This is a genomic window from Bacteroides coprosuis (assembly GCF_020741705.1).
GTDB lineage: Bacteria > Bacteroidota > Bacteroidia > Bacteroidales > Bacteroidaceae > Bacteroides_E > Bacteroides_E coprosuis.
In genome coordinates, this window is record NZ_DYYK01000122.1 from 1 (window position 1) to 19,721 (window position 19,721).

Annotated in this window: 33 protein-coding genes; all 33 read left to right on the forward strand. The window is 35.3% G+C overall.

Annotated elements, in window-relative coordinates:
* The coding region (gene fusA, locus K8V80_RS06730; RefSeq protein WP_276776395.1) for an elongation factor G at nt 1–2,064 on the forward strand (2,064 nt) is incomplete at its 5' end.
* 90 nt (nt 2,065–2,154) lie between these two features.
* The gene (gene rpsJ, locus K8V80_RS06735; RefSeq protein ID WP_006743617.1) at nt 2,155–2,460 is read left to right on the forward strand and encodes a 30S ribosomal protein S10; all 306 of its coding nucleotides are present in this window, start codon (nt 2,155–2,157) and stop codon (nt 2,458–2,460) included.
* A gap of 21 nt (nt 2,461–2,481) precedes the next feature.
* A complete protein-coding gene (rplC, locus tag K8V80_RS06740; protein ID WP_006743616.1) occupies nt 2,482–3,099 on the forward strand; it encodes a 50S ribosomal protein L3 in 618 nt (205 codons plus the stop codon).
* The gene (rplD, locus tag K8V80_RS06745) at nt 3,099–3,725 is read left to right on the forward strand and encodes a 50S ribosomal protein L4 (RefSeq protein ID WP_006743615.1); all 627 of its coding nucleotides are present in this window, start codon (nt 3,099–3,101) and stop codon (nt 3,723–3,725) included. The genes rplC and rplD overlap by 1 nt, the downstream gene beginning before the upstream one ends.
* Nucleotides 3,726–3,743: 18 nt before the next feature.
* Nucleotides 3,744–4,034, forward strand: a complete 291-nt coding sequence (gene rplW, locus K8V80_RS06750) for a 50S ribosomal protein L23 (protein ID WP_276776399.1) — start codon at nt 3,744–3,746, stop codon at nt 4,032–4,034.
* A 5-nt stretch (nt 4,035–4,039) separates the two neighbouring features.
* Nucleotides 4,040–4,861: a 50S ribosomal protein L2 gene (gene rplB, locus K8V80_RS06755; RefSeq protein WP_006743613.1), complete on the forward strand. Its 822-nt coding sequence runs from the start codon at nt 4,040–4,042 to the stop codon at nt 4,859–4,861.
* A gap of 23 nt (nt 4,862–4,884) precedes the next feature.
* Entirely contained in the window at nt 4,885–5,151 is a 267-nt protein-coding gene (gene rpsS, locus K8V80_RS06760; RefSeq protein ID WP_006743612.1) for a 30S ribosomal protein S19, read from the forward strand.
* A gap of 33 nt (nt 5,152–5,184) precedes the next feature.
* Nucleotides 5,185–5,595, forward strand: a complete 411-nt coding sequence (gene rplV / locus K8V80_RS06765) for a 50S ribosomal protein L22 (protein WP_006743611.1) — start codon at nt 5,185–5,187, stop codon at nt 5,593–5,595.
* Nucleotides 5,596–5,602: 7 nt separating this feature from the next.
* Nucleotides 5,603–6,316, forward strand: coding sequence for a 30S ribosomal protein S3 (gene rpsC / locus K8V80_RS06770; RefSeq protein ID WP_006743610.1), 714 nt, complete (start codon nt 5,603–5,605; stop codon nt 6,314–6,316).
* Between the two features lie 23 nt (nt 6,317–6,339).
* On the forward strand, nt 6,340–6,771 hold the full coding sequence (gene rplP, locus K8V80_RS06775) for a 50S ribosomal protein L16 (protein ID WP_006743609.1): 432 nt from the start codon (nt 6,340–6,342) through the stop codon (nt 6,769–6,771).
* Nucleotides 6,772–6,774: 3 nt separating this feature from the next.
* Nucleotides 6,775–6,972: a 50S ribosomal protein L29 gene (gene rpmC / locus K8V80_RS06780; protein WP_006743608.1), complete on the forward strand. Its 198-nt coding sequence runs from the start codon at nt 6,775–6,777 to the stop codon at nt 6,970–6,972.
* The gene (rpsQ, locus tag K8V80_RS06785; protein WP_157450687.1) at nt 6,969–7,238 is read left to right on the forward strand and encodes a 30S ribosomal protein S17; all 270 of its coding nucleotides are present in this window, start codon (nt 6,969–6,971) and stop codon (nt 7,236–7,238) included. Before rpmC ends, rpsQ begins: the two co-directional genes overlap by 4 nt.
* A 2-nt stretch (nt 7,239–7,240) precedes the next feature.
* Nucleotides 7,241–7,606: a 50S ribosomal protein L14 gene (gene rplN / locus K8V80_RS06790; protein ID WP_006743606.1), complete on the forward strand. Its 366-nt coding sequence runs from the start codon at nt 7,241–7,243 to the stop codon at nt 7,604–7,606.
* A gap of 20 nt (nt 7,607–7,626) precedes the next feature.
* Nucleotides 7,627–7,950 (forward strand): 50S ribosomal protein L24, encoded by a 324-nt coding sequence (gene rplX / locus K8V80_RS06795; protein ID WP_006743605.1) that lies wholly within the window; start codon nt 7,627–7,629, stop codon nt 7,948–7,950.
* Nucleotides 7,950–8,501: a 50S ribosomal protein L5 gene (gene rplE / locus K8V80_RS06800; RefSeq protein ID WP_006743604.1), complete on the forward strand. Its 552-nt coding sequence runs from the start codon at nt 7,950–7,952 to the stop codon at nt 8,499–8,501. Before rplX ends, rplE begins: the two co-directional genes overlap by 1 nt.
* Nucleotides 8,502–8,513: 12 nt before the next feature.
* Nucleotides 8,514–8,783: a 30S ribosomal protein S14 gene (gene rpsN / locus K8V80_RS06805; protein WP_006743603.1), complete on the forward strand. Its 270-nt coding sequence runs from the start codon at nt 8,514–8,516 to the stop codon at nt 8,781–8,783.
* 48 nt (nt 8,784–8,831) lie between these two features.
* Nucleotides 8,832–9,227 carry a 30S ribosomal protein S8 gene (gene rpsH, locus K8V80_RS06810; RefSeq protein WP_006743602.1) on the forward strand — a complete coding sequence of 132 codons (396 nt, stop codon included), beginning with the start codon at nt 8,832–8,834 and terminating at the stop codon, nt 9,225–9,227.
* 13 nt (nt 9,228–9,240) lie between these two features.
* Nucleotides 9,241–9,798 (forward strand): 50S ribosomal protein L6, encoded by a 558-nt coding sequence (gene rplF, locus K8V80_RS06815; protein ID WP_006743601.1) that lies wholly within the window; start codon nt 9,241–9,243, stop codon nt 9,796–9,798.
* 21 nt (nt 9,799–9,819) lie between these two features.
* A complete protein-coding gene (gene rplR, locus K8V80_RS06820; RefSeq protein ID WP_006743600.1) occupies nt 9,820–10,161 on the forward strand; it encodes a 50S ribosomal protein L18 in 342 nt (113 codons plus the stop codon).
* 2 nt (nt 10,162–10,163) lie between these two features.
* Nucleotides 10,164–10,679, forward strand: coding sequence for a 30S ribosomal protein S5 (gene rpsE / locus K8V80_RS06825; RefSeq protein ID WP_172633430.1), 516 nt, complete (start codon nt 10,164–10,166; stop codon nt 10,677–10,679).
* Nucleotides 10,680–10,690: 11 nt separating this feature from the next.
* A complete protein-coding gene (gene rpmD, locus K8V80_RS06830; RefSeq protein WP_006743598.1) occupies nt 10,691–10,867 on the forward strand; it encodes a 50S ribosomal protein L30 in 177 nt (58 codons plus the stop codon).
* A gap of 26 nt (nt 10,868–10,893) precedes the next feature.
* On the forward strand, nt 10,894–11,340 hold the full coding sequence (rplO, locus tag K8V80_RS06835; protein ID WP_006743597.1) for a 50S ribosomal protein L15: 447 nt from the start codon (nt 10,894–10,896) through the stop codon (nt 11,338–11,340).
* A gap of 4 nt (nt 11,341–11,344) precedes the next feature.
* Nucleotides 11,345–12,694, forward strand: a complete 1,350-nt coding sequence (secY, locus tag K8V80_RS06840; RefSeq protein ID WP_006743596.1) for a preprotein translocase subunit SecY — start codon at nt 11,345–11,347, stop codon at nt 12,692–12,694.
* Between the two features lie 14 nt (nt 12,695–12,708).
* The gene (gene map / locus K8V80_RS06845; protein WP_276776414.1) at nt 12,709–13,506 is read left to right on the forward strand and encodes a type I methionyl aminopeptidase; all 798 of its coding nucleotides are present in this window, start codon (nt 12,709–12,711) and stop codon (nt 13,504–13,506) included.
* 6 nt (nt 13,507–13,512) lie between these two features.
* Entirely contained in the window at nt 13,513–13,731 is a 219-nt protein-coding gene (infA, locus tag K8V80_RS06850; RefSeq protein ID WP_006743594.1) for a translation initiation factor IF-1, read from the forward strand.
* An 8-nt stretch (nt 13,732–13,739) separates the two neighbouring features.
* Nucleotides 13,740–13,856 carry a type B 50S ribosomal protein L36 gene (gene ykgO, locus K8V80_RS06855; RefSeq protein WP_006743593.1) on the forward strand — a complete coding sequence of 39 codons (117 nt, stop codon included), beginning with the start codon at nt 13,740–13,742 and terminating at the stop codon, nt 13,854–13,856.
* Between the two features lie 34 nt (nt 13,857–13,890).
* Nucleotides 13,891–14,271 carry a 30S ribosomal protein S13 gene (gene rpsM / locus K8V80_RS06860; RefSeq protein WP_006743592.1) on the forward strand — a complete coding sequence of 127 codons (381 nt, stop codon included), beginning with the start codon at nt 13,891–13,893 and terminating at the stop codon, nt 14,269–14,271.
* A gap of 11 nt (nt 14,272–14,282) precedes the next feature.
* Nucleotides 14,283–14,672, forward strand: a complete 390-nt coding sequence (gene rpsK / locus K8V80_RS06865; RefSeq protein ID WP_006743591.1) for a 30S ribosomal protein S11 — start codon at nt 14,283–14,285, stop codon at nt 14,670–14,672.
* Nucleotides 14,673–14,787: 115 nt separating this feature from the next.
* Nucleotides 14,788–15,393 carry a 30S ribosomal protein S4 gene (gene rpsD / locus K8V80_RS06870; protein ID WP_006743590.1) on the forward strand — a complete coding sequence of 202 codons (606 nt, stop codon included), beginning with the start codon at nt 14,788–14,790 and terminating at the stop codon, nt 15,391–15,393.
* An 11-nt stretch (nt 15,394–15,404) separates the two neighbouring features.
* Nucleotides 15,405–16,397: a DNA-directed RNA polymerase subunit alpha gene (locus K8V80_RS06875; protein ID WP_006743589.1), complete on the forward strand. Its 993-nt coding sequence runs from the start codon at nt 15,405–15,407 to the stop codon at nt 16,395–16,397.
* A 2-nt stretch (nt 16,398–16,399) separates the two neighbouring features.
* Nucleotides 16,400–16,879 carry a 50S ribosomal protein L17 gene (gene rplQ, locus K8V80_RS06880; RefSeq protein ID WP_006743588.1) on the forward strand — a complete coding sequence of 160 codons (480 nt, stop codon included), beginning with the start codon at nt 16,400–16,402 and terminating at the stop codon, nt 16,877–16,879.
* Nucleotides 16,880–17,671: 792 nt separating this feature from the next.
* Nucleotides 17,672–18,337: a TetR/AcrR family transcriptional regulator gene (locus K8V80_RS06885; RefSeq protein WP_006743587.1), complete on the forward strand. Its 666-nt coding sequence runs from the start codon at nt 17,672–17,674 to the stop codon at nt 18,335–18,337.
* Nucleotides 18,338–18,364: 27 nt separating this feature from the next.
* Nucleotides 18,365–19,721 (forward strand): TolC family protein (locus K8V80_RS06890; protein WP_276776424.1); only part of this gene is annotated, 1,357 nt, incomplete at its 3' end.

Below are 19,721 nucleotides of genomic sequence, written 5' to 3' on the forward strand. Positions count from 1 at the left end.
GATGCCGGAAAAACAACAACTTCTGAGCGTATTCTGTATTACACAGGATTAACTCATAAAATTGGTGAAACTCACGATGGTAGTGCTACCATGGACTGGATGGAGCAAGAGCAAGAGCGTGGTATCACTATTACTTCTGCAGCAACTACAACATTCTGGAAATACTTAGGTGATATGTATAAGATCAACTTAATTGACACTCCAGGACACGTTGACTTTACAGTAGAAGTAGAAAGATCATTAAGAGTTCTTGATGGTGCAATTGCTACTTACTGTGCTGTAGGTGGTGTTGAGCCTCAATCTGAAACAGTTTGGAGACAAGCTGATAAATATAAAGTACCTCGTATCGGTTACGTTAATAAAATGGACCGTTCTGGCGCTAACTTCTTTGAAGTAGTTCGTCAGATGAAAGATGTACTTGGAGCAAATCCATGTCCTATCGTTGTGCCAATTGGTGCTGAAGAAACTTTCGTTGGTCTTGTTGACTTAGTGAAAATGAAAGCTATTTACTGGCATGATGAATCTCTAGGAGCTGATTTCGATGTTACAGAAATTCCAGCTGATCTAGAAGATGAAGCTCAAGAATGGAGAGATAAAATGCTTGAAAAAGTAGCTGAATTTGACGAAGTTTTAATGGGTAAATACTTCGATGATCCATCTACAATTACTGAAGAAGAAGTTATGAGAGCTTTGCGTGCAGCAACCATTAAAATGGAAGTTGTTCCTATGCTTTGTGGTTCTTCTTTCAAGAATAAAGGTGTTCAAACGTTATTAGACTATGCTTGTGCTTTCCTTCCTTCTCCACTAGACACAGAAAATGTGGTAGGAGTAAATCCTGAAACAGGTGAAGAAGAAGATAGAAAACCTAGCGAAGATGATAAAACTTGTGCTTTAGCATTTAAGATTGCAACTGACCCTTATGTAGGTCGCTTGACATTCTTCCGTGTTTATTCAGGTAAAGTAGCATCAGGTTCTTATATCTACAATACTCGTTCAAATAAAAAAGAACGTGTATCTCGTTTATTCCAAATGCACTCCAATAAACAAAATCCAGTAGAAGCTATTGGTGCAGGTGATATTGGTGCAGGTGTAGGTTTTAAAGATATTCATACAGGAGACACTCTTTGTGATGAAGATTTCCCAATTGTACTTGAATCTATGGACTTCCCAGAACCAGTTATCGGTATTGCTGTTGAGCCTAAGACTCAAAAAGATATGGATAAATTGGGTACTGGTCTTGCTAAATTAGCAGAAGAAGATCCAACCTTTACAGTGAAAACTGACCAAGAAACTGGTCAAACTGTAATTTCAGGTATGGGTGAACTTCACCTTGAAGTGCTTATCGAACGTTTACGTGTAGAGTTTAAAGTAGAATGTAATCAAGGTCGTCCTCAAGTTAACTACAAAGAAGCAGTAACTAAGGAAATCCAATTACGTGAAACTTACAAGAAACAAACTGGTGGTCGTGGTAAGTTTGCTGATATGATTGTAAAAGTTGGTCCAGTTGATGAAGACTTTACAAAAGGTGGTTTACAATTCGTTGATGAAATTAAAGGTGGTAATATTCCTAAAGAATTTATCCCTTCAGTTCAAAAAGGTTTTGAAACAGCTATGAAGAATGGTGTTCTTGCTGGTTACCCATTAGACTCATTGAAAGTTACTCTTATTGATGGTTCATATCACCCAGTTGACTCTGACCAATTATCATTTGAGATTTGTGCTATCCAAGCTTATAAGAAAGCTTGTGAAAAAGCAGGTCCAGTTCTTATGGAACCAATGATGAAACTAGAAGTAGTTACCCCAGAAGAAAGTATGGGTGATGTTATTGGTGACTTAAACAAACGTCGTGGTCAAATCGAAGGTATGGAATCAAGCCGTTCAGGTGCTCGTATTGTTAAAGCTATAGTTCCGTTAGCAGAAATGTTCGGATACGTTACAGCTTTACGTACTATTTCATCTGGTCGTGCTACATCATCAATGGTTTACTCACACCATGCTCCTGTTTCTTCTTCAATTGCTAAACAAGTTCTTGAAGAACAAAACGGTCGCGTAGACTTAGTATAACATACAAAATAGGCTATGCAGGTTAGCGAATGACTCTTAATCTGCATAGTTCTATTATTATAAATATTATTTTATTATTAAATTAATTTTATGAGTCAGAGAATCAGAATTAAACTAAAATCTTACGATCACAACTTGGTTGACAAATCAGCTGAGAAGATTGTAAAAACAGTTAAAGCTACTGGTGCTATTGTTAGTGGACCAATTCCATTACCAACTCACAAACGTATCTTTACAGTAAATCGTTCTACTTTCGTAAATAAAAAATCGAGAGAACAATTCCAACTAAGCTCATTCAAACGCTTAATTGATATCTACAGCTCAACAGCTAAAACAGTAGATGCACTGATGAAGCTTGAATTACCTAGTGGAGTAGAAGTAGAAATTAAAGTTTGATAAATTAAAAAATTAACTGAAATGCCAGGATTATTAGGAAGAAAAATCGGAATGACATCCGTTTTCAGTGCCGATGGTAAGAATGTACCATGCACTGTTATCGAAGCAGGTCCTTGTGTAGTTACTCAGGTGAAATCGGTTGAAAAAGAAGGCTATGAAGCAGTTCAACTTGGTTTCTTAGAAAACAAAGAAAAGCACACATCAAAACCATTGATGGGTCACTTTAAAAAAGCTGGAGTAACACCAAAGAGACACTTGGCCGAGTTCAAAGAATTTGAAAACGAATTGAATTTAGGTGATACAGTTTCTGTAGAGCTATTCAATGACACAACTTATGTTGACGTTGTAGGAACCTCTAAAGGTAAAGGTTTTCAAGGTGTTGTTAAAAGACACAACTTCGGTGGTGTTGGTGAGCAAACTCACGGTCAACATAACAGACAACGTAAGCCAGGTGCTATCGGTGCTTGTTCTTACCCTGCAAAAGTATTTAAAGGTATGCGCATGGGTGGTCAATTAGGTGGCGATAGAGTAACTGTACAAAACTTACAAGTATTAAAAGTAATCGCGGAACATAATCTATTACTAATTAAAGGTTCAGTTCCAGGTTGCAAAGGTTCAATCGTTTTAATTGAGAAATAATGGAAGTTAACGTATATAACATTAAAGGTGAAGATACTGGAAGAAAGATTACGTTAAACGAATCTATCTTCGGAATTGAGCCAAACGACCATGCTATCTATCTAGATGTTAAGCAGCACATGGCTAACAAACGTCAAGGTACTCACAAAACCAAAGAAAGAAACGAGATTACTGGTTCTGGAAAGAAACTAGGTCGCCAAAAAGGTGGCGGTGGAGCTCGTCGTGGTGATATTAAATCTCCTCTTTTAGTTGGTGGTGGTCGTGCTTTTGGTCCAACTCCAAGAGATTATTCATTCAAATTGAATAAGAAAACTAAATCTCTTGCAAGAAAATCTGCGCTAACATATAAGGCTCAGGCTAATGCAATTGTAGTAGTTGAAGATTTTGCTTTTGAAGCTCCAAAGACTAAAGAGTTTATTTCAATCGCTAAAAATCTTAAAGTTTCTGATAAAAAGCTACTTATGATTTTATCAGAATCAAATAAAAACGTATATTTGTCAGCTCGTAACATTGAAGGTACTACAGTAGACACTGTTTCTCATCTAAATACATATGGTGTATTAGGTGCAGGAGTTCTTGTGCTTACAGAAAGTGCTTTAGCAGCTATTGACAATATCTTAATTTAATAAAGGAGGCTGAAAATAATGGGATTTATTATAAAACCGTTAGTTACAGAAAAAATGACAGCATTAACTGAAGCAAATAATCGCTTCGGTTTTATTGTGCGTCCTGAAGCTAACAAGCTAGAGATTAAGAGAGAAGTTGAAGCCCTTTACAATGTTACTGTAGCAGATGTTAACACAATGAAGTATAACGGAAAATCAAAAGTACGTTATACTAAAGCTGGTATCATCAGTGGTAAAACAAAAGCTTTCAAAAAAGCGATTGTAACATTGAAAGAAGGAGATACTATAGATTTTTATAGCAATATTTAATAGAAATGGCAGTACGTAAAATGAAGCCCATTACACCGGGGCAAAGACATAAAATTATTGGTACTTTTGAAGAAATTACTGCACGTGTACCAGAGAAATCTCTTGTAACAGGTAAAAGAGCTACAGGTGGTAGAAATGCTAAAGGCCGCATGACAATGCGTTACCTTGGTGGTGGCCATCGTAGAAAACTACGTTTTATCGATTTCAAGAGAAATAAAGACGGTGTTCCAGCAGTAGTAAAGTCAATTGAGTATGATCCAAATCGTTCGGCTCGTATCGCGTTATTGTATTACGCTGATGGTGAAAAAAGATATATAATTGCTCCCAATGGATTGCAAGTTGGTGCGACTTTATTGTCAGGTGAAACTGCATCTCCAGAAATTGGAAATGCTCTTCCTCTAGCAAATATTCCAGTGGGTACTGTGATTCACAACATTGAATTACGTCCAGGTCAAGGAGCAGCCTTAGTAAGATCAGCAGGTAACTATGCTCAGCTTACTTCAAGAGAAGGAAGATATTGTGTAATCAAATTACCTTCAGGAGAAGTTCGCCAAATACTAAGTGCTTGTAAAGCGACTATTGGTAGTGTTGGTAACTCAGATCACGCATTGGAAAGATCAGGTAAGGCTGGTCGTACAAGATGGTTAGGACGTCGTCCACGCACAAGAGGTGTGGTAATGAACCCAGTTGATCACCCAATGGGTGGTGGTGAAGGTAAAGCTTCAGGAGGTCACCCAAGATCACGTAATGGCTTATATGCTAAGGGTCTTAAGACAAGAGCTCCTAAGAAACATTCATCTAAGTACATTATTGAGAGAAGAAAGTAATAAACTGATTAATTGAATAATTTATGAGTCGTTCATTAAAAAAAGGTCCATATATCGACATCAAACTTGAGAAGAAAATTCTTGAAATGAATGAAAACGGCAAGTCAAATGTCGTTAAAACATGGGCTAGAGCTTCAATGATTTCCCCAGATTTTGTGGGACACACAATTGCAGTTCACAATGGAAATAAATTTATTCCTGTTTATGTTACTGAGAACATGGTAGGTCACAAGTTAGGCGAATTCGCTCAAACTCGTACTTTCAAAGGTCACTCAGGTAACAGAAAATAGGTTCTTTATTGAATAAAAAAAGTATTAAATATAATGGGAGCAAGAAAAAAAATATCGGCTGATAGAAGAAAAGAAGCCCGTAAGACCATGTATTTTGCGAAGATGAATAATGTTCCTACATCTCCACGAAAAATGCGCTATGTAGCTGATATGATTCGTGGGATGGAAGTAAACAAAGCACTTGGTGTGTTGAAGTTTTCTTCTAAAGAAGCTGCTCAAAGAGTTGAGAAACTTTTACGTTCAGCTATCGCTAACTGGGAACAAAAAAATGAGCGAAAAGCAGAAACTGGTGAACTATATGTAACTAAAATCTTTGTTGATGGTGGTGCTATGCTAAAACGTATGAGACCAGCTCCACAAGGTAGAGCTTACAGAATTCGTAAACGTTCTAATCATGTTACGCTATTCGTTGATTCTAAAAATACTAACGAAGATCAAAATTAAGGTATAGATGGGACAAAAAGTTAATCCAATAAGTAACCGCTTAGGAATTATCAGAGGATGGGATTCTAACTGGTATGGTGGAAATGATTATCGCGATAATTTATACGAAGATAGCAAAATCCGTAAGTACCTTACTGCTAGACTTTCAAGAGCTAGTGTTTCTAGAGTCGTTATCGAGCGTACACTAAAATTAGTTACTATCACTATCTGTACTGCTAGACCAGGAATTATCATTGGTAAAGGTGGTTCAGAAGTTGATAAGTTAAAAGAAGAATTGAAATCTCTTACAAGCAAAGATATTCAAATCAATATTTTTGAAGTAAGAAGACCAGAACTTGATGCTGTAATTGTTGCGAATAATATCGCTCGTCAGCTTGAAGGTAAGATTGCTTACCGCCGTGCAGTGAAAATGGCTATTGCTAACACTATGCGCATGGGTGCTGAAGGTATCAAAATTCAAATTTCTGGACGTTTAAACGGAGCTGAAATGGCTCGTTCAGAAATGTTTAAAGAGGGTAGAACTCCATTACATACATTTAGAGCTGATATTGACTATTGTCATGCTGAAGCTTTAACTAAGGTAGGTCTACTAGGTGTTAAAGTATGGATCTGTAGAGGCGAAGTTTTTGAGAAGAGAGATTTAGCTCCTAACTTTACACAAACAAAGGAAAGTGGACGTCGTGGTGGCAAAAACTTCCGTAGAAAGAAAAATAATCGCTAATTGAATTTGAATTTTAGGAAACTATGTTACAACCAAAAAAGACTAAATTCAGAAGACAGCAAAAAGGACGTATGAAGGGCAATGCCCAAAGAGGTCATCAGCTTGCTTTCGGTTCTTTTGGTATTAAAGCTTTACAAGAAAAGTGGATTACTGGAAGACAAATTGAAGCAGCTCGTATTGCTGTTACTAGATATATGCAGCGTCAAGGACAAATATGGATTCGTATCTTCCCTGACAAACCAATCACTAAGAAACCAGCAGAAGTACGTATGGGTAAGGGTAAAGGTTCTCCAGAAGGCTTCGTTGCTCCTGTTTCACCAGGTAGAATTCTTATTGAAGTAGAAGGGGTTCCATATGAAGTAGCTAAAGAAGCTTTACGCTTAGCTGCACAAAAACTTCCTGTAACTACGAAGTTTATTGTAAGACGCGACTTTGATATTAATGAAAAAGCCTAACGTATGAAAATTGCAGAAATTAGAGAAATGTCGACTGCTGATTTAGCAGAAAGAATCGAGGCAGAAAAAGCTAATTTACAACAAGTTGTTTTAAATCATGCTATTTCTCCTTTAGAAAACCCTGCAGAAATTAAATCATTACGCAGGGCTATTGCGCGTATGATATCTGACTTACGCCAGAGAGAACTTAACAATAAATGATGAGCTTAATGGAAGCAAGAAATTTAAGAAAAACAAGAATAGGGGTAGTTTTAAGTGATCGTATGGATAAAACTATTACGGTAGCAGCTAAGTTCAAAGAAAAACACCCTATGTACGGTAAATTCGTTAGTAAAACGAAAAAGTACTATGCTCATGATGAGAAAAACGAATGCAATGTAGGTGATACAGTTAGCATTATGGAAACTCGTCCATTGAGTAAAACAAAAAGATGGAGATTAGTAGAAATAGTCGAAAGAGCTAAGTAATTATGATACAATCAGAATCCAGACTTGTAGTATGTGATAATAGTGGAGCAAGAGAAGTGATGTGTATTCGCGTGTTAGGCGGAACACGTCGTCGCTATGCTTCTGTAGGGGATGTAATTGTCGTATCTGTTAAGAGCGTAATCCCTTCAAGTGATATTAAAAAAGGTGCAGTATCAAAGGCTTTGATCGTACGTACTAAGAAGGAAATCCGTCGTGCTGATGGTTCCTATATACGTTTTGATGACAATGCTTGCGTTTTATTAAATAGCGCAGGTGAGATTAGAGGTAGTCGTATCTTCGGGCCTGTTGCAAGAGAACTTCGTTCAAAGAATATGAAAGTTGTATCTTTAGCACCAGAGGTACTTTAATTTTGTAAATGACTTAAGTAATGAGTAAATTACATATAAAAAAGGGCGATACAGTTTACGTCAACACAGGTAAGGACAAAGGCAAAACAGGTAAAGTTTTGCAAGTCCTTGTCAATGAAAGTAGAGCTATTGTAGAAGGTGTTAATTTAGTATCTAAAAGTACTAAACCTAGTGCAGCTAATCCTCAAGGAGGAATTGTTAAACAAGAAGCATCTATTCATATTTCTAACTTGAACGTAGTTGATCCAAAATCTGGCAAACCAACTAGAATTGGACGTAAGAGAGAAGGTTCTAATGGACCAATAGTACGTTATTCAAAAAAATCAGGGGAGGAGATTAAATAATGAGTAATACTGCAAGCCTTAAGAAAGAATATGTAGAGCGTATTGTGCCTGCATTACAGTCACAATTCCAGTATACTTCAGCTATGCAAGTTCCAAAGCTAACTAAGATCGTTATTAACCAAGGTCTTGGTCAAGCAGTAGCTGATAAAAAAATTATTGATGTAGCTATTAATGAAATATCTGCAATTACAGGACAGAAAGCTGTTGCTACTATTTCCCGTAAGGATATTTCTAACTTTAAGTTGCGTAAACAAATGCCTATTGGTGTTATGGTCACTTTACGTCGTGAACGTATGTACGAATTTCTTGAAAAACTAGTTCGTGTAGCTTTGCCTCGTATCCGTGACTTTAAGGGTATTAATAGTAAATTCGATGGCCGTGGTAATTATACCTTAGGTATTCAGGAACAAATTATTTTCCCTGAAATAAATATCGATAGCATTACTAAAATTCTCGGAATGAATATTACCTTTGTAACTTCTGCAGAAACAGATGAAGAAGGTTATGCATTGTTGAAAGAGTTTGGTTTACCTTTTAAACAAGCTAAATAAAGATTTATATATATGGCAAAAGAATCAATGAAAGCACGCGAAGTAAAGCGTGCTAAATTAGTAGCCAAATATGCCGAAAAGAGAGCAGAGCTAAAAGCAGCAGGTGATTATGATGAGTTACAGAAGCTTCCAAGAAATGCTTCTCCAGTAAGACTTCATAACCGTTGCACAATGACTGGTCGTCCTAGAGGTTATATGCGTCAGTTTGGTATTTCAAGAATTCAATTTCGTGAAATGGCATCTAACGGTTTAATCCCTGGTGTAAAAAAGGCAAGTTGGTAATTTTTTAAATATTGTCAGGATTGTCCTGATTAATTTAATTTTTATAATATGACTGATCCAATAGCAGACTACTTAACGAGATTAAGAAATGCAATTATTGCAAATCACAGAGTAGTTGAAATTCCTGCTTCAAACTTAAAAAAAGATATCACTAAGATTCTTTTTGAAAAAGGTTACATCCTTAATTATAAGTTTGTTGAAGATGGTCCTCAAGGTACCATCAAAATTGCATTGAAATACGATAAAGTAAACAAAGTAAATGCAATTAAAAAATTAACTAGAGTATCTACTCCAGGTTTACGTCAGTATACTGGATATAAAGATATGCCACGTGTTATTAACGGTTTGGGTATTGCTATAATATCTACTTCCAAGGGTGTAATAACTGATAAAGAAGCTTCCGAACTAAAAGTTGGCGGTGAAGTTTTATGTTACGTATATTAATAGGAGGAATGATATGTCAAGAATAGGAAAATTACCCATTAGTATACCCGCTGGAGTTACTGTAGGCATTGATAATAATGTTGTTACTGTAAAAGGTCCAAAGGGAGAGTTAACTCAAACTCTTCATTCTTCAATAGCTGTTACTATTGAAAATGATGAAGTAGTGTTGAGTCGTAATAGTGATGATAAACAAGAACGTGCATATCACGGTCTTTACCGTGCACTAATAAACAATATGGTTATTGGTGTATCAGAAGGTTATTCAAAACAAATGGAACTTGTTGGTGTTGGTTTCCGTGCGGCAACTCAACCAGGTAATATTCTAGAGTTAAACCTAGGATTTACTCATAGCATTCTATTGAAATTACCTTCTCAGATTAAAGTTGAAGCTAAATCTGAAAGAAATAAGAATCCTCTTATTTTGCTCGAATCTTGTGACAAGCATTTACTTGGCCAAGTTTGTGCTAAAATACGTTCTTTCCGTAAACCAGAACCTTATAAAGGTAAAGGTGTTAAATTTGTTGGCGAAGAAATTCGTAGAAAATCTGGTAAAGCTGCTGCAGCTAAATAAAATCGGTAAATTTATATAGTTATGACAACAAAAATAGAAAGACGAAGAAAAATAAGATATAGGGTTAGAAATAAGATTTCTGGAACTTCTTCTTGTCCAAGAATGAGCGTTTTCAGAAGTAATAAGCAAATTTACGTGCAGATTATTGATGACCTATCTGGTAAAACATTGGTTTCAGCTTCTTCATTAGGTCTTAACTTAGCTGCTAACAAAGATCAAGCAACTAAAGTTGGTGAAACTATTGCTACAAAAGCAATTGAAGCTGGTATTTCAACTGTAGTTTTTGACCGTAGTGGTTATTTATATCATGGTAGAATTAAAGAGTTGGCTGATGCTGCTCGTAAAGGAGGTCTTAAATTTTAATCATTATGGCAAGAAATAGAGTTAAAAATGCTAACGATGTAGAACTAAAAGATAGACTTGTTGCTATTAACCGTGTTGCTAAAGTAACTAAAGGTGGTAGAACTTTTAGTTTCTCAGCAATTGTGGTCGTAGGTAATGAGGATGGTCTTGTTGGTTGGGGACTAGGTAAAGCTGGTGAAGTAACATCTGCTATTTCTAAAGCTGTTGAATCAGCTAAGAAAAACCTTATTAAAGTTCCTGTTTTAAACGGTACTGTACCTCACGAACAATCAGCTCGTTTTGCTGGTGCTGAAGTATTTATCAAACCAGCTTCTCATGGTACAGGTGTTGTAGCCGGTGGTGCTATGCGTGCTGTTCTTGAAAGTGTTGGTATTACTGACGTTTTAGCAAAATCAAAAGGTTCTTCTAACCCTCACAACTTAGTAAAAGCTACAGTGTTAGCTCTTGAAGAGTTACGTGATGCAAGAATGGTTGCTCAAAATAGAGGAATTAGTGTTGAACGAGTTTTTAAAGGATAGGAGATATATAAATGGCATCTATTAAGATTAAACAAATTAAAAGTAGAATCGGAGCTCCTAAAGATCAGAAAAAAACTCTTGATGCATTGGGACTTCGTAAACTAAACCGAGTTGTTGAGCACGAAAGTACTCCATCAATACTTGGTATGGTAGAGAAGGTGAAACACTTAGTTACCATTGTTGAGTGATAATAATTGAAAAAACAGATTAAGATATGAACTTAAGTAACTTAAAACCTGCATGTGGATCTACTCATTCAAGTAGAAGAATCGGTCGTGGTATCGGTTCTGGTCTTGGACGTACATCTACACGTGGACATAAAGGTGCAAAATCAAGATCAGGTTACAAGAAAAAAGTTGGTTTTGAAGGTGGTCAAATGCCTCTACAACGTCGTTTACCTAAATTTGGTTTCAAAAATGGTAATAGAGTTGAATTCAAACCAATCAATTTAAATGTTGTTCAACAATTAGTTGAAGCAACAAAACTTGATAAAATTGGTCTTAATGAATTTATCAAAGCTGGACTAGCTACCGCTGGCGAGCCAGTAAAAGTTTTAGGTGATGGCGAGCTAACATCAAAAGTAGATGTTGAAGCTAGTGCATTTTCTAAGACTGCCATTGCAGCTATCGAAGCTGTTGGTGGTAAAGCGATAAAACTCTGATTTAATGAAAAAAGCTATTGAAACATTAAAAAATATATGGAGTATTGAGGATCTGAGAAACCGGATCCTCATTACCATATTATTTGTTGCAATTTATCGTTTCGGCTCTTTTGTAGTATTGCCCGGTATTAACCCTGCTGATTTGGCTCAATTGCAGAACCAAACTAGTGAGGGTTTGTTAGCTTTGCTTAACATGTTCTCTGGTGGTGCGTTCTCTAATGCTTCAATTTTCGCATTAGGAATAATGCCGTATATTTCGGCTTCCATCGTGATACAATTACTTGGGATAGCGGTTCCTTACTTTCAAAAGCTGCAACGAGATGGTGAGAGTGGTAGAACAAAAATGAATCAATATACACGCTATTTAACTATCGGTATATTGTTGGTTCAAGCCCCTGCTTACCTCCTAAATCTTAGAGCACAGGCCGGAATGGCCCTTAATGCTTCATTAGATTGGACAGTGTTTATGATTACCTCAACCATTATTTTGGCTGCAGGTAGTATGTTTATTTTATGGCTTGGAGAGCGTATTACTGATAAAGGAATTGGTAATGGTATCTCTATGATCATTTTAGTGGGAATTATAGCACGTTTACCTGAAGCGTTTATTCAAGAAGTTACTTCAAGATTTAGCAATATTAGTGCTGGTGGTCTTGTGATGTTCCTTATTGAATTAGTCGTTTTACTTGTTGTTATTGCTGGTGCAATTTTATTAGTACAAGGCGTACGTAAAGTTCCAGTTCAATATGCAAAACGAGTAGTTGGTAATAAGCAAGTAGGTGGTGCTCGTCAGTATATACCATTAAAGGTTAATGCTGCAGGTGTTATGCCTATCATTTTTGCTCAAGCAATTATGTTTGTTCCCATTTCAATTTCTTCATTATTCACTAATTCACATGAATTTGGTGGATTTATGAAATCTTTATTTAATTATACGAGTTTTTGGTATAACTTTGTATTCGCATTATTAATTATAGTATTTACCTATTTTTATACTGCAGTTACCATTAACCCAACACAGATGGCAGATGATATGAAGCGCAATAATGGCTTTATCCCAGGAATTAAACCTGGAAAGAATACGGCGGAATTTATTGACGTTATCATGTCTCGCATTACATTACCTGGAGCTTTCTTCCTTGCGTTAATTGCGATACTTCCAGCTTTTGCTGGTTCTATTTTCGGAGTTCAACCAGGGTTTGCTCAGTTCTTTGGTGGTACATCTTTGCTTATTCTTGTTGGTGTGGTGTTGGATACATTACAACAAATAGAAAGCCACTTACTAATGCGTCATTATGACGGTCTGCTAGATTCTGGTAGAGTACGTGGTCGTTCTGGTGTGTCTGCTTATTAGTAAGTTATTAGAATATGATATTTCTTAAAACAGAAGAAGAGATTGAGCTATTACGACAAAGCAACCTTTTGGTTGGTCAAACTTTAGCGGAAGTAGCAAAAATTATTGAACCAGGAGTAACTACTCTTCAGCTTGATAAAATAGCTGAAGAGTTTATACGAGATAATGGGGCAGTACCTACATTTAAAGGTTTCCCTAATCATTTAGGACAGCCTTTTCCTGGGTCTCTTTGTACTTCTGTAAATGAAGTAGTTGTTCATGGTATACCTAATGATATTCCATTGAAAGATGGTGATATTGTTTCTGTAGACTGTGGTACTTATATGAATGGTTTTTGTGGTGATTCAGCATTTACATTTTGTGTAGGTGATGTAGCTCCTGAAGTTAAACAGTTACTTCAGATAACCAAGGAGTCTTTGTATAAGGGAATTGAACAAGCTGTTCATGGGCATCGTTTAGGAGATATAGGGTATGCAATTCAGTCTTATGCTGAATCTTATGGCTTTGAAGTAGTAAGAGAGTTTGTAGGTCACGGCATTGGAAAAGAAATGCATGAAGATCCTCAAGTTCCAAACTACGGTATAAGAGGTCGTGGAAAGCAGTTGAAAAAGGGAATGTGCATTGCTATTGAACCAATGATAACTCAAGGCAATAGAGAAATAGGAATTGAAAATGATGGTTGGACGGTGAGAACATTAGACAGAAAATGTGCAGCTCATTTTGAGCATACTATTGCTATTGGTATGCACTCTGCAGATATTTTATCATCGTTTGAATTTGTTGAAGAAGTTTTAAGAAAGAAAGGATATTAAATAATTATGGCTAAACAACCCGCAATAGAACAAGACGGAGTAATAGTTGAAGCATTGTCTAATGCAATGTTTCGTGTAGAATTAGAAAATGGACATGAGATTACAGCTCATATTTCTGGAAAGATGAGAATGCATTATATTAAAATTCTTCCTGGTGATAGAGTTAAAGTTGAAATGTCTCCATACGACTTATCAAAAGGTCGAATCGTATTCAGATATAAATAATTTTAGATATGAAAGTTAGAGCATCATTAAAAAAACGTACGCCAGACTGTAAAATCGTAAGACGTAAAGGTCGTTTGTATATTATTAACAAGAAAAATCCTAAGTATAAACAACGTCAAGGATAATTTAATTATTTTTGCAGAAGAAATAAATTAATATATGGCTATTAGAATAGTTGGTGTAGATTTACCTCAGAATAAAAGGGGGGAAATTGCGTTGACCTACATTTATGGAATTGGTCGTAGTAACGCAAATAAAATTTTAGAAAAAGCGGGGATTGATCGTAACCTTAAGGTTAACGAATGGACCGATGACCAAGCAGCTAAAATTCGTGAGATTATAGGTGCTGAATTTAAAGTGGAGGGTGATTTACGCTCTGAAGTACAACTTAACATTAAACGTTTAATGGATATAGGTTGTTATAGAGGTGTACGTCATCGTATTGGCTTACCTGTGAGAGGACAAAGTACAAAAAACAATGCTCGTACTCGTAAAGGTAGAAAGAAAACAGTTGCAAATAAGAAAATAGCTACTAAATAATAATTGTTGATATGGCAAAAAAAACAGTCGCAGCTAAAAAGAGAAACGTTAAGATAGATGCAGTTGGACAATTACATGTTCACTCTTCATTCAACAATATAATCGTTTCTCTAGCAAATGGTGATGGACAGATTATTTCTTGGTCATCTGCTGGTAAAATGGGATTCAGAGGATCCAAAAAAAATACTCCTTATGCAGCTCAAATGGCTGCTCAAGATTGTGCAAAAGTTGCATTTGATCTAGGATTAAGAAAAGTAAAAGCTTACGTTAAAGGACCAGGTAACGGTCGTGAGTCTGCTATCAGAACTGTGCATGGCGCAGGTATTGAAGTTACTGAGATAGTTGATGTAACTCCATTGCCACACAATGGTTGTCGTCCTCCAAAAAGACGTAGAGTTTAATCACTTGATTCTTACAATGAGACTTGATTTTGTTTTGGATTACATCTTCTTCTCTGTAATCGCGGCTGCAACAATTTTAAGTTCATGTATAAACAATTAAATATTTATAAATAAAATGGCTAGATATACTGGACCAAAATCAAAAATTGCTCGTAAATTTGGAGAAGCTATCTTCGGAGCAGATAAAGTTTTATCTAAAAAGAACTACCCTCCAGGTCAGCACGGCAATTCAAGAAGAAGAAAAACTTCAGAATACGGAATTCAGCTTAAAGAAAAACAAAAAGCAAAATATACATACGGTGTACTTGAAAAACAATTCCGTAACTTATTTACTAAAGCTGAGAAAGCTAAAGGTATTACTGGTGAGATCTTACTACAATTACTAGAATCAAGACTTGATAACGTAGTGTTCCGTTTAGGAATTGCACCTACACGTGCAGCTGCTCGTCAGTTAGTGAATCATAGACATATTACTGTTGATGGTAAAGTAGTTGATATTCCATCATTTGCAGTTAAACCTGGTCAATTGATCGGTGTTCGTGAGAGATCTAAATCTCTAGAAGTTGTTTCAAATTCACTTGCTGGATTTAATCATAGTAAGTACCCATGGTTAGAATGGGATGACACTTCTAAAACTGGTAAGTTCCTTCACATTCCTGAAAGAACTGACATTCCAGAAAACATTAAAGAACAGTTGATCGTAGAATTGTACTCTAAATAATAATTAATTTCATGGCGATATTAGCATTTCAAAAACCTGATAAAGTATTAATGTTGGAAGCGGATAATAAATTCGGTAAATTCGAATTTCGTCCGTTGGAACCTGGCTTCGGTATCACCGTTGGTAATGCTCTACGTCGTATTCTCCTTTCTTCATTAGAAGGTTTTGCTATTACTACTGTCAAAATTGATGGTGTAGAGCACGAATTTTCTAGTGTTTCAGGTGTGCGAGAAGACGTAACCAACATGATTTTGAATCTAAAACAGGTTAGATTCAAACAAGTAGTTGAAGAATTCGAAAGCGAAAAGGTAAGCATCACTATTGAAAATTCTAAAGAGTTTAAAGCTGGTGATATTGGAAAATATTTGACTGGATTTGAAGTGTTAAATCCTGAGTTAGTTATTTGTCATTTAGATCCAAAAGCAACGATGCAAATTGAGCTAACAGTTAACAAAGGTCGCGGTTATGTTCCTGCCGAAGAAAATCGTGAGTACTGTACTGATGTTAATGTGTTGCCTATTGACTCTATTTTTACTCCCATTCGTAATGTGAAGTATTATGTAGAGAATTATCGTGTAGAACAAAAAACAGACTACGAAAAATTAATACTTGAAATCAGTACTGATGGTTCCGTACATCCAAAGGATGCTTTAAAAGAGGCTGCTAAGATTTTGATTTACCACTTTATGTTGTTTTCTGATGAGAAAATCACATTGGAAGCAACTGAAGGTGAAGGTAATGAAGAGTTTGATGAAGAGGTCCTTCATATGCGTCAATTACTTAAAACCAAATTGACTGATATTGATCTATCTGTTCGTGCTCTTAACTGCTTGAAGGCTGCTGAAGTGCATACTTTAGGAGACCTAGTGCAGTATCAAAAGACAGATCTTCTTAAATTCCGTAATTTTGGAAAGAAATCGCTTGCAGAGCTTGATGATTTGCTTGCAAGTCTGAATCTTTCATTTGGAACCGATATTTCTAAATATAAATTAGATAAAGAATAATAATGAGACATAATAAAAAATTTAACCACTTAAGTCGTACTGCTTCTCATAGAAGTGCTATGTTGGGTAATATGGCATGTTCTTTGATTATGCACAAAAGAATCACTACGACTGTTGCTAAAGCGAAAGCTTTGAAGCAGTTTATTGAGCCTTTGATTACAAAATCTAAAAATGATACTACTAACTCACGTCGTGTAGTATTTAGATCTTTGCAAGATAAGTATGCTATTAGTGAGCTATTTCAAGAGATTTCAGTAAAAGTGGCTGATCGTCCAGGTGGCTATACTCGCATTATCAAGCTAGGTAACCGTTTAGGTGATAATGCTGAAATGTGTTTTATTGAACTAGTTGATTACAACGAAAACCTTGCAAAAGAAGTCGGTACTAAAAAACGTACTCGTCGTTCAAGAAGAGGTAGTTCAAAAGAACAAGCTGTTGAAAACACAGCTGCAGAAACTTCTACTGAGGAATCAGCAGAATAATCTAGCACCAACATTTAATCATATATTTAAAGAGAGTGTCCTGTGGGGCACTCTCTTTTTTTATTATAATACAAATAATCTATCCTTTGTTGATATGCGTGTAGGTGTTACTGTTTTTTTATCATGCTTAGATTTGTGAAGAATAAATCTTGTTGACATTTACTTGTTAGTTTTCTGCAATAATAAATCTTCCAATTTATTTCTTAAAGGTTGTTTTTGGAATGTATTACACTTTCAACTAAATAGTCTCCCCATTGAAAATCTTAAGTTTCTTTTTGCTATACTTTTCGGGTATTTCTCAAACTACCACAGACTACATATAATGTCAATGTTTGTTCAGTCATAATTACTTAACTTAAAATGGTGCACTTTCTTTTATTTTTCCCGGATATATTTACTAAATATTAAATTAGTTCTTTGTTCAGTTTGAATTTTTTTCAATGAGTTTATACTTTCTTGAAAAATAAGTTACTTTGAAAGTTTTATTTTAATTGCTTGAGTTGTGAGTTCTTTCATTGATTAGCATATTAATTTTAGCTTTATCTCTTTATGCTTAAGTCTGAATTATTATTAGTGAATAATGATTTCTAATGTTACTTGAAACTCTAATTGTTCGGCTGTCAATAGCATAGCTTTAGTTGTATTTTGCTTGTAACATATTTTGTCCTTAATGGTTCTTGGGGTTGCCTTATTCTTTAAAATTATTTAAAAACAGGACTTCATAGAAAACTATAATAGTTTAATGAGTTTATATATCTATCTTTGCTTAGATGATATTTTATAATGAGAGTTATGACTGATACAATTAAATTAACAGAAAGTGATCCTAAAGAGGTTTTAAAAGATCAATTAATACTAATAGCTTCTAATGCATTCGCAAACTATGGTATTAAGACAGTAACTATGGATGAAATAGCAGCTTCTGCTGGAATTTCTAAACGTACCTTATATCAGCTTTTTAAAGACAAGGAAGCTTTATTACGCGAATGTATTTTAAAGGGGCAAGAGAAGATGCGTGATTTCGTAGCTGAAGTTTTATCTCAAACTGACAATGTGTTGGAGGTTATTTTAAGATGTTATAAATATACTATTCAACAATACCACATTACTGATAAAAGATTTTTTGAGGATATTCAAAAATATCCTAGAGTATATGATTTGTTTCTTAAAGGTCAGAGAAAAGATTCAACAGATACTATTAACTTTTTTACGTCTGGTGTAAAACAAGGTTTGTTTCGCCCTGATGTTAATTTCGAAATAGTAAATATTCTTGTTAGAGAACAATTTAATTTTCTATTGCATTCCAATTTATATTTGAAATTTCCTTTCCTTGAAGTTTATGAATCAATCATGTTTACATATTTAAGAGGTATATCAACGCCTAAAGGTATTGATAAATTAGAAAAGTTCATTGAGGAGTATCGAATAGAGCAAAAGAATAGGAGTGTAATAAAATAATATAATTTTAATAATCCAAAGACGACGATGGAAAGAAAATTACGGAATTTTTTAATTCTACTTTGTTGTTTGCTTTTTTATCCTTCAGGGCTTTTCGCCCAAGATATTGATAATAATCTACTGAAGATAAATCTTGAGCAAGCTATTGATATATCCTTAGCAGAGAATCCTACTATGGTAATTGCAGGACATGAAGTTGAATTGAAGAAACAAGCAAAAAAAGAGATTATTGGAGGGTTGATTCCCGAGGTTACCTTGGATGGGAGCTATTCTAGAGCTATCAAAAAGCAAACTATGGCTATGAAGTTTGGTGAAGAAACTACTACTATAAAGGTGGGGATGGATAACACATATAATGGAGGTTTAAACGTTCACTTACCCATTTTTGCTCCTGCACTTTATAGGAGTATAAATATGAGTAAAGAGGATATTGATTTGGCTGTTGAAAAAGCTAGAGCTTCCAAAATTGATTTGATAAGTGAGGTAACTAAAGCATATATGCAAATCTTGTTGGCTCAAGATAGTTATCGTGTTCTTTTAAAAAGTTATAATCAAGCCAAAGCTAATTTTGAGATTGTTGATGCTAAATTTAATCAAGGAACAGTAAGTGAGTATGATAAAATTCGAGCTGAAGTTCAAATGAGGAATTTGAAACCTTCAGTAGTTTCTGCAGAAAATGCTATTCGATTATCAAAACTTCAGTTAAAAGTATTAATGGGTATTTCTAGTCCTATAGACTTAGAGGTTGAGGGTTCGCTGAATGAGTATGAACAGCTAGTGGCTGTAGATACTTTTGGTTCTTATTATCGCCCTTTAAGTATTGATCTATCTGCTAATACAGATTTAAAGCAGCTTGATCATAATGAAAAACTTTTGCAGCATAGCTTAAAACTTCAAAAGACAAATTATATGCCGACTTTAACGGCTTCTTTTAATTATACCTATTTATCAATGAATAATGATTTTAGAATTGCTCACTATAGATGGTATCCTTCATCATCGTTGGGTGTAACTCTTTCTATTCCATTATTCAAAGCTAGCACTATTTCCAAAGTAAAGCAGTCTAAAATTGAGCTAGCCAAGTTGAATCAGGCACGTATTAATTTACAGCGCCAATTAAATATGCAAGCACAAAGTTATATTGATAATATGCAAGCTAGTGTTGAGCAGATAGACAGTAATGTAGAAAGTGTACGCCAGGCAATGAAAGGCCGGGAAATTGCTCGTACTATGTATGAAGTAGGTCGAGGAACAATTTTGGAATTGAATGATTCAGAGGTTGCCCTCACACAAGCTGAGCTAGCATATACTCAAGCTATCTATGATTATGTTATAGCTCGTACTGAGTATAACAAAGTTTTAGGCATTGATGAGTTTGATAAAT

What these genes read in the sequence shown, in the direction of transcription:
- rpsS (WP_006743612.1), top strand. Translation starts at nt 4,885, where the DNA reads ATGAGTCGTTCATTAAAAAAAGGTCCATATATCGACATCAAACTTGAG.
- map (WP_276776414.1), top strand. Translation starts at nt 12,709, where the DNA reads ATGATATTTCTTAAAACAGAAGAAGAGATTGAGCTATTACGACAAAGC.
- rplR (WP_006743600.1), top strand. Translation starts at nt 9,820, where the DNA reads ATGACAACAAAAATAGAAAGACGAAGAAAAATAAGATATAGGGTTAGA.
- rpsK (WP_006743591.1), top strand. Translation starts at nt 14,283, where the DNA reads ATGGCAAAAAAAACAGTCGCAGCTAAAAAGAGAAACGTTAAGATAGAT.
- rplN (WP_006743606.1), top strand. Translation starts at nt 7,241, where the DNA reads ATGATACAATCAGAATCCAGACTTGTAGTATGTGATAATAGTGGAGCA.
- infA (WP_006743594.1), top strand. Translation starts at nt 13,513, where the DNA reads ATGGCTAAACAACCCGCAATAGAACAAGACGGAGTAATAGTTGAAGCA.
- rpsM (WP_006743592.1), top strand. Translation starts at nt 13,891, where the DNA reads ATGGCTATTAGAATAGTTGGTGTAGATTTACCTCAGAATAAAAGGGGG.
- rplB (WP_006743613.1), top strand. Translation starts at nt 4,040, where the DNA reads ATGGCAGTACGTAAAATGAAGCCCATTACACCGGGGCAAAGACATAAA.
- rpsQ (WP_157450687.1), top strand. Translation starts at nt 6,969, where the DNA reads ATGATGAGCTTAATGGAAGCAAGAAATTTAAGAAAAACAAGAATAGGG.
- rpsC (WP_006743610.1), top strand. Translation starts at nt 5,603, where the DNA reads ATGGGACAAAAAGTTAATCCAATAAGTAACCGCTTAGGAATTATCAGA.
- secY (WP_006743596.1), top strand. Translation starts at nt 11,345, where the DNA reads ATGAAAAAAGCTATTGAAACATTAAAAAATATATGGAGTATTGAGGAT.
- rplX (WP_006743605.1), top strand. Translation starts at nt 7,627, where the DNA reads ATGAGTAAATTACATATAAAAAAGGGCGATACAGTTTACGTCAACACA.
- rplD (WP_006743615.1), top strand. Translation starts at nt 3,099, where the DNA reads ATGGAAGTTAACGTATATAACATTAAAGGTGAAGATACTGGAAGAAAG.
- rplC (WP_006743616.1), top strand. Translation starts at nt 2,482, where the DNA reads ATGCCAGGATTATTAGGAAGAAAAATCGGAATGACATCCGTTTTCAGT.
- K8V80_RS06875 (WP_006743589.1), top strand. Translation starts at nt 15,405, where the DNA reads ATGGCGATATTAGCATTTCAAAAACCTGATAAAGTATTAATGTTGGAA.
- rpsH (WP_006743602.1), top strand. Translation starts at nt 8,832, where the DNA reads ATGACTGATCCAATAGCAGACTACTTAACGAGATTAAGAAATGCAATT.
- rplP (WP_006743609.1), top strand. Translation starts at nt 6,340, where the DNA reads ATGTTACAACCAAAAAAGACTAAATTCAGAAGACAGCAAAAAGGACGT.
- rplO (WP_006743597.1), top strand. Translation starts at nt 10,894, where the DNA reads ATGAACTTAAGTAACTTAAAACCTGCATGTGGATCTACTCATTCAAGT.
- rpsN (WP_006743603.1), top strand. Translation starts at nt 8,514, where the DNA reads ATGGCAAAAGAATCAATGAAAGCACGCGAAGTAAAGCGTGCTAAATTA.
- rpmC (WP_006743608.1), top strand. Translation starts at nt 6,775, where the DNA reads ATGAAAATTGCAGAAATTAGAGAAATGTCGACTGCTGATTTAGCAGAA.
- rplE (WP_006743604.1), top strand. Translation starts at nt 7,950, where the DNA reads ATGAGTAATACTGCAAGCCTTAAGAAAGAATATGTAGAGCGTATTGTG.
- K8V80_RS06885 (WP_006743587.1), top strand. Translation starts at nt 17,672, where the DNA reads ATGACTGATACAATTAAATTAACAGAAAGTGATCCTAAAGAGGTTTTA.
- rpsJ (WP_006743617.1), top strand. Translation starts at nt 2,155, where the DNA reads ATGAGTCAGAGAATCAGAATTAAACTAAAATCTTACGATCACAACTTG.
- rpsD (WP_006743590.1), top strand. Translation starts at nt 14,788, where the DNA reads ATGGCTAGATATACTGGACCAAAATCAAAAATTGCTCGTAAATTTGGA.
- rplV (WP_006743611.1), top strand. Translation starts at nt 5,185, where the DNA reads ATGGGAGCAAGAAAAAAAATATCGGCTGATAGAAGAAAAGAAGCCCGT.
- rplF (WP_006743601.1), top strand. Translation starts at nt 9,241, where the DNA reads ATGTCAAGAATAGGAAAATTACCCATTAGTATACCCGCTGGAGTTACT.
- rplW (WP_276776399.1), top strand. Translation starts at nt 3,744, where the DNA reads ATGGGATTTATTATAAAACCGTTAGTTACAGAAAAAATGACAGCATTA.
- rplQ (WP_006743588.1), top strand. Translation starts at nt 16,400, where the DNA reads ATGAGACATAATAAAAAATTTAACCACTTAAGTCGTACTGCTTCTCAT.
- rpmD (WP_006743598.1), top strand. Translation starts at nt 10,691, where the DNA reads ATGGCATCTATTAAGATTAAACAAATTAAAAGTAGAATCGGAGCTCCT.
- ykgO (WP_006743593.1), top strand. Translation starts at nt 13,740, where the DNA reads ATGAAAGTTAGAGCATCATTAAAAAAACGTACGCCAGACTGTAAAATC.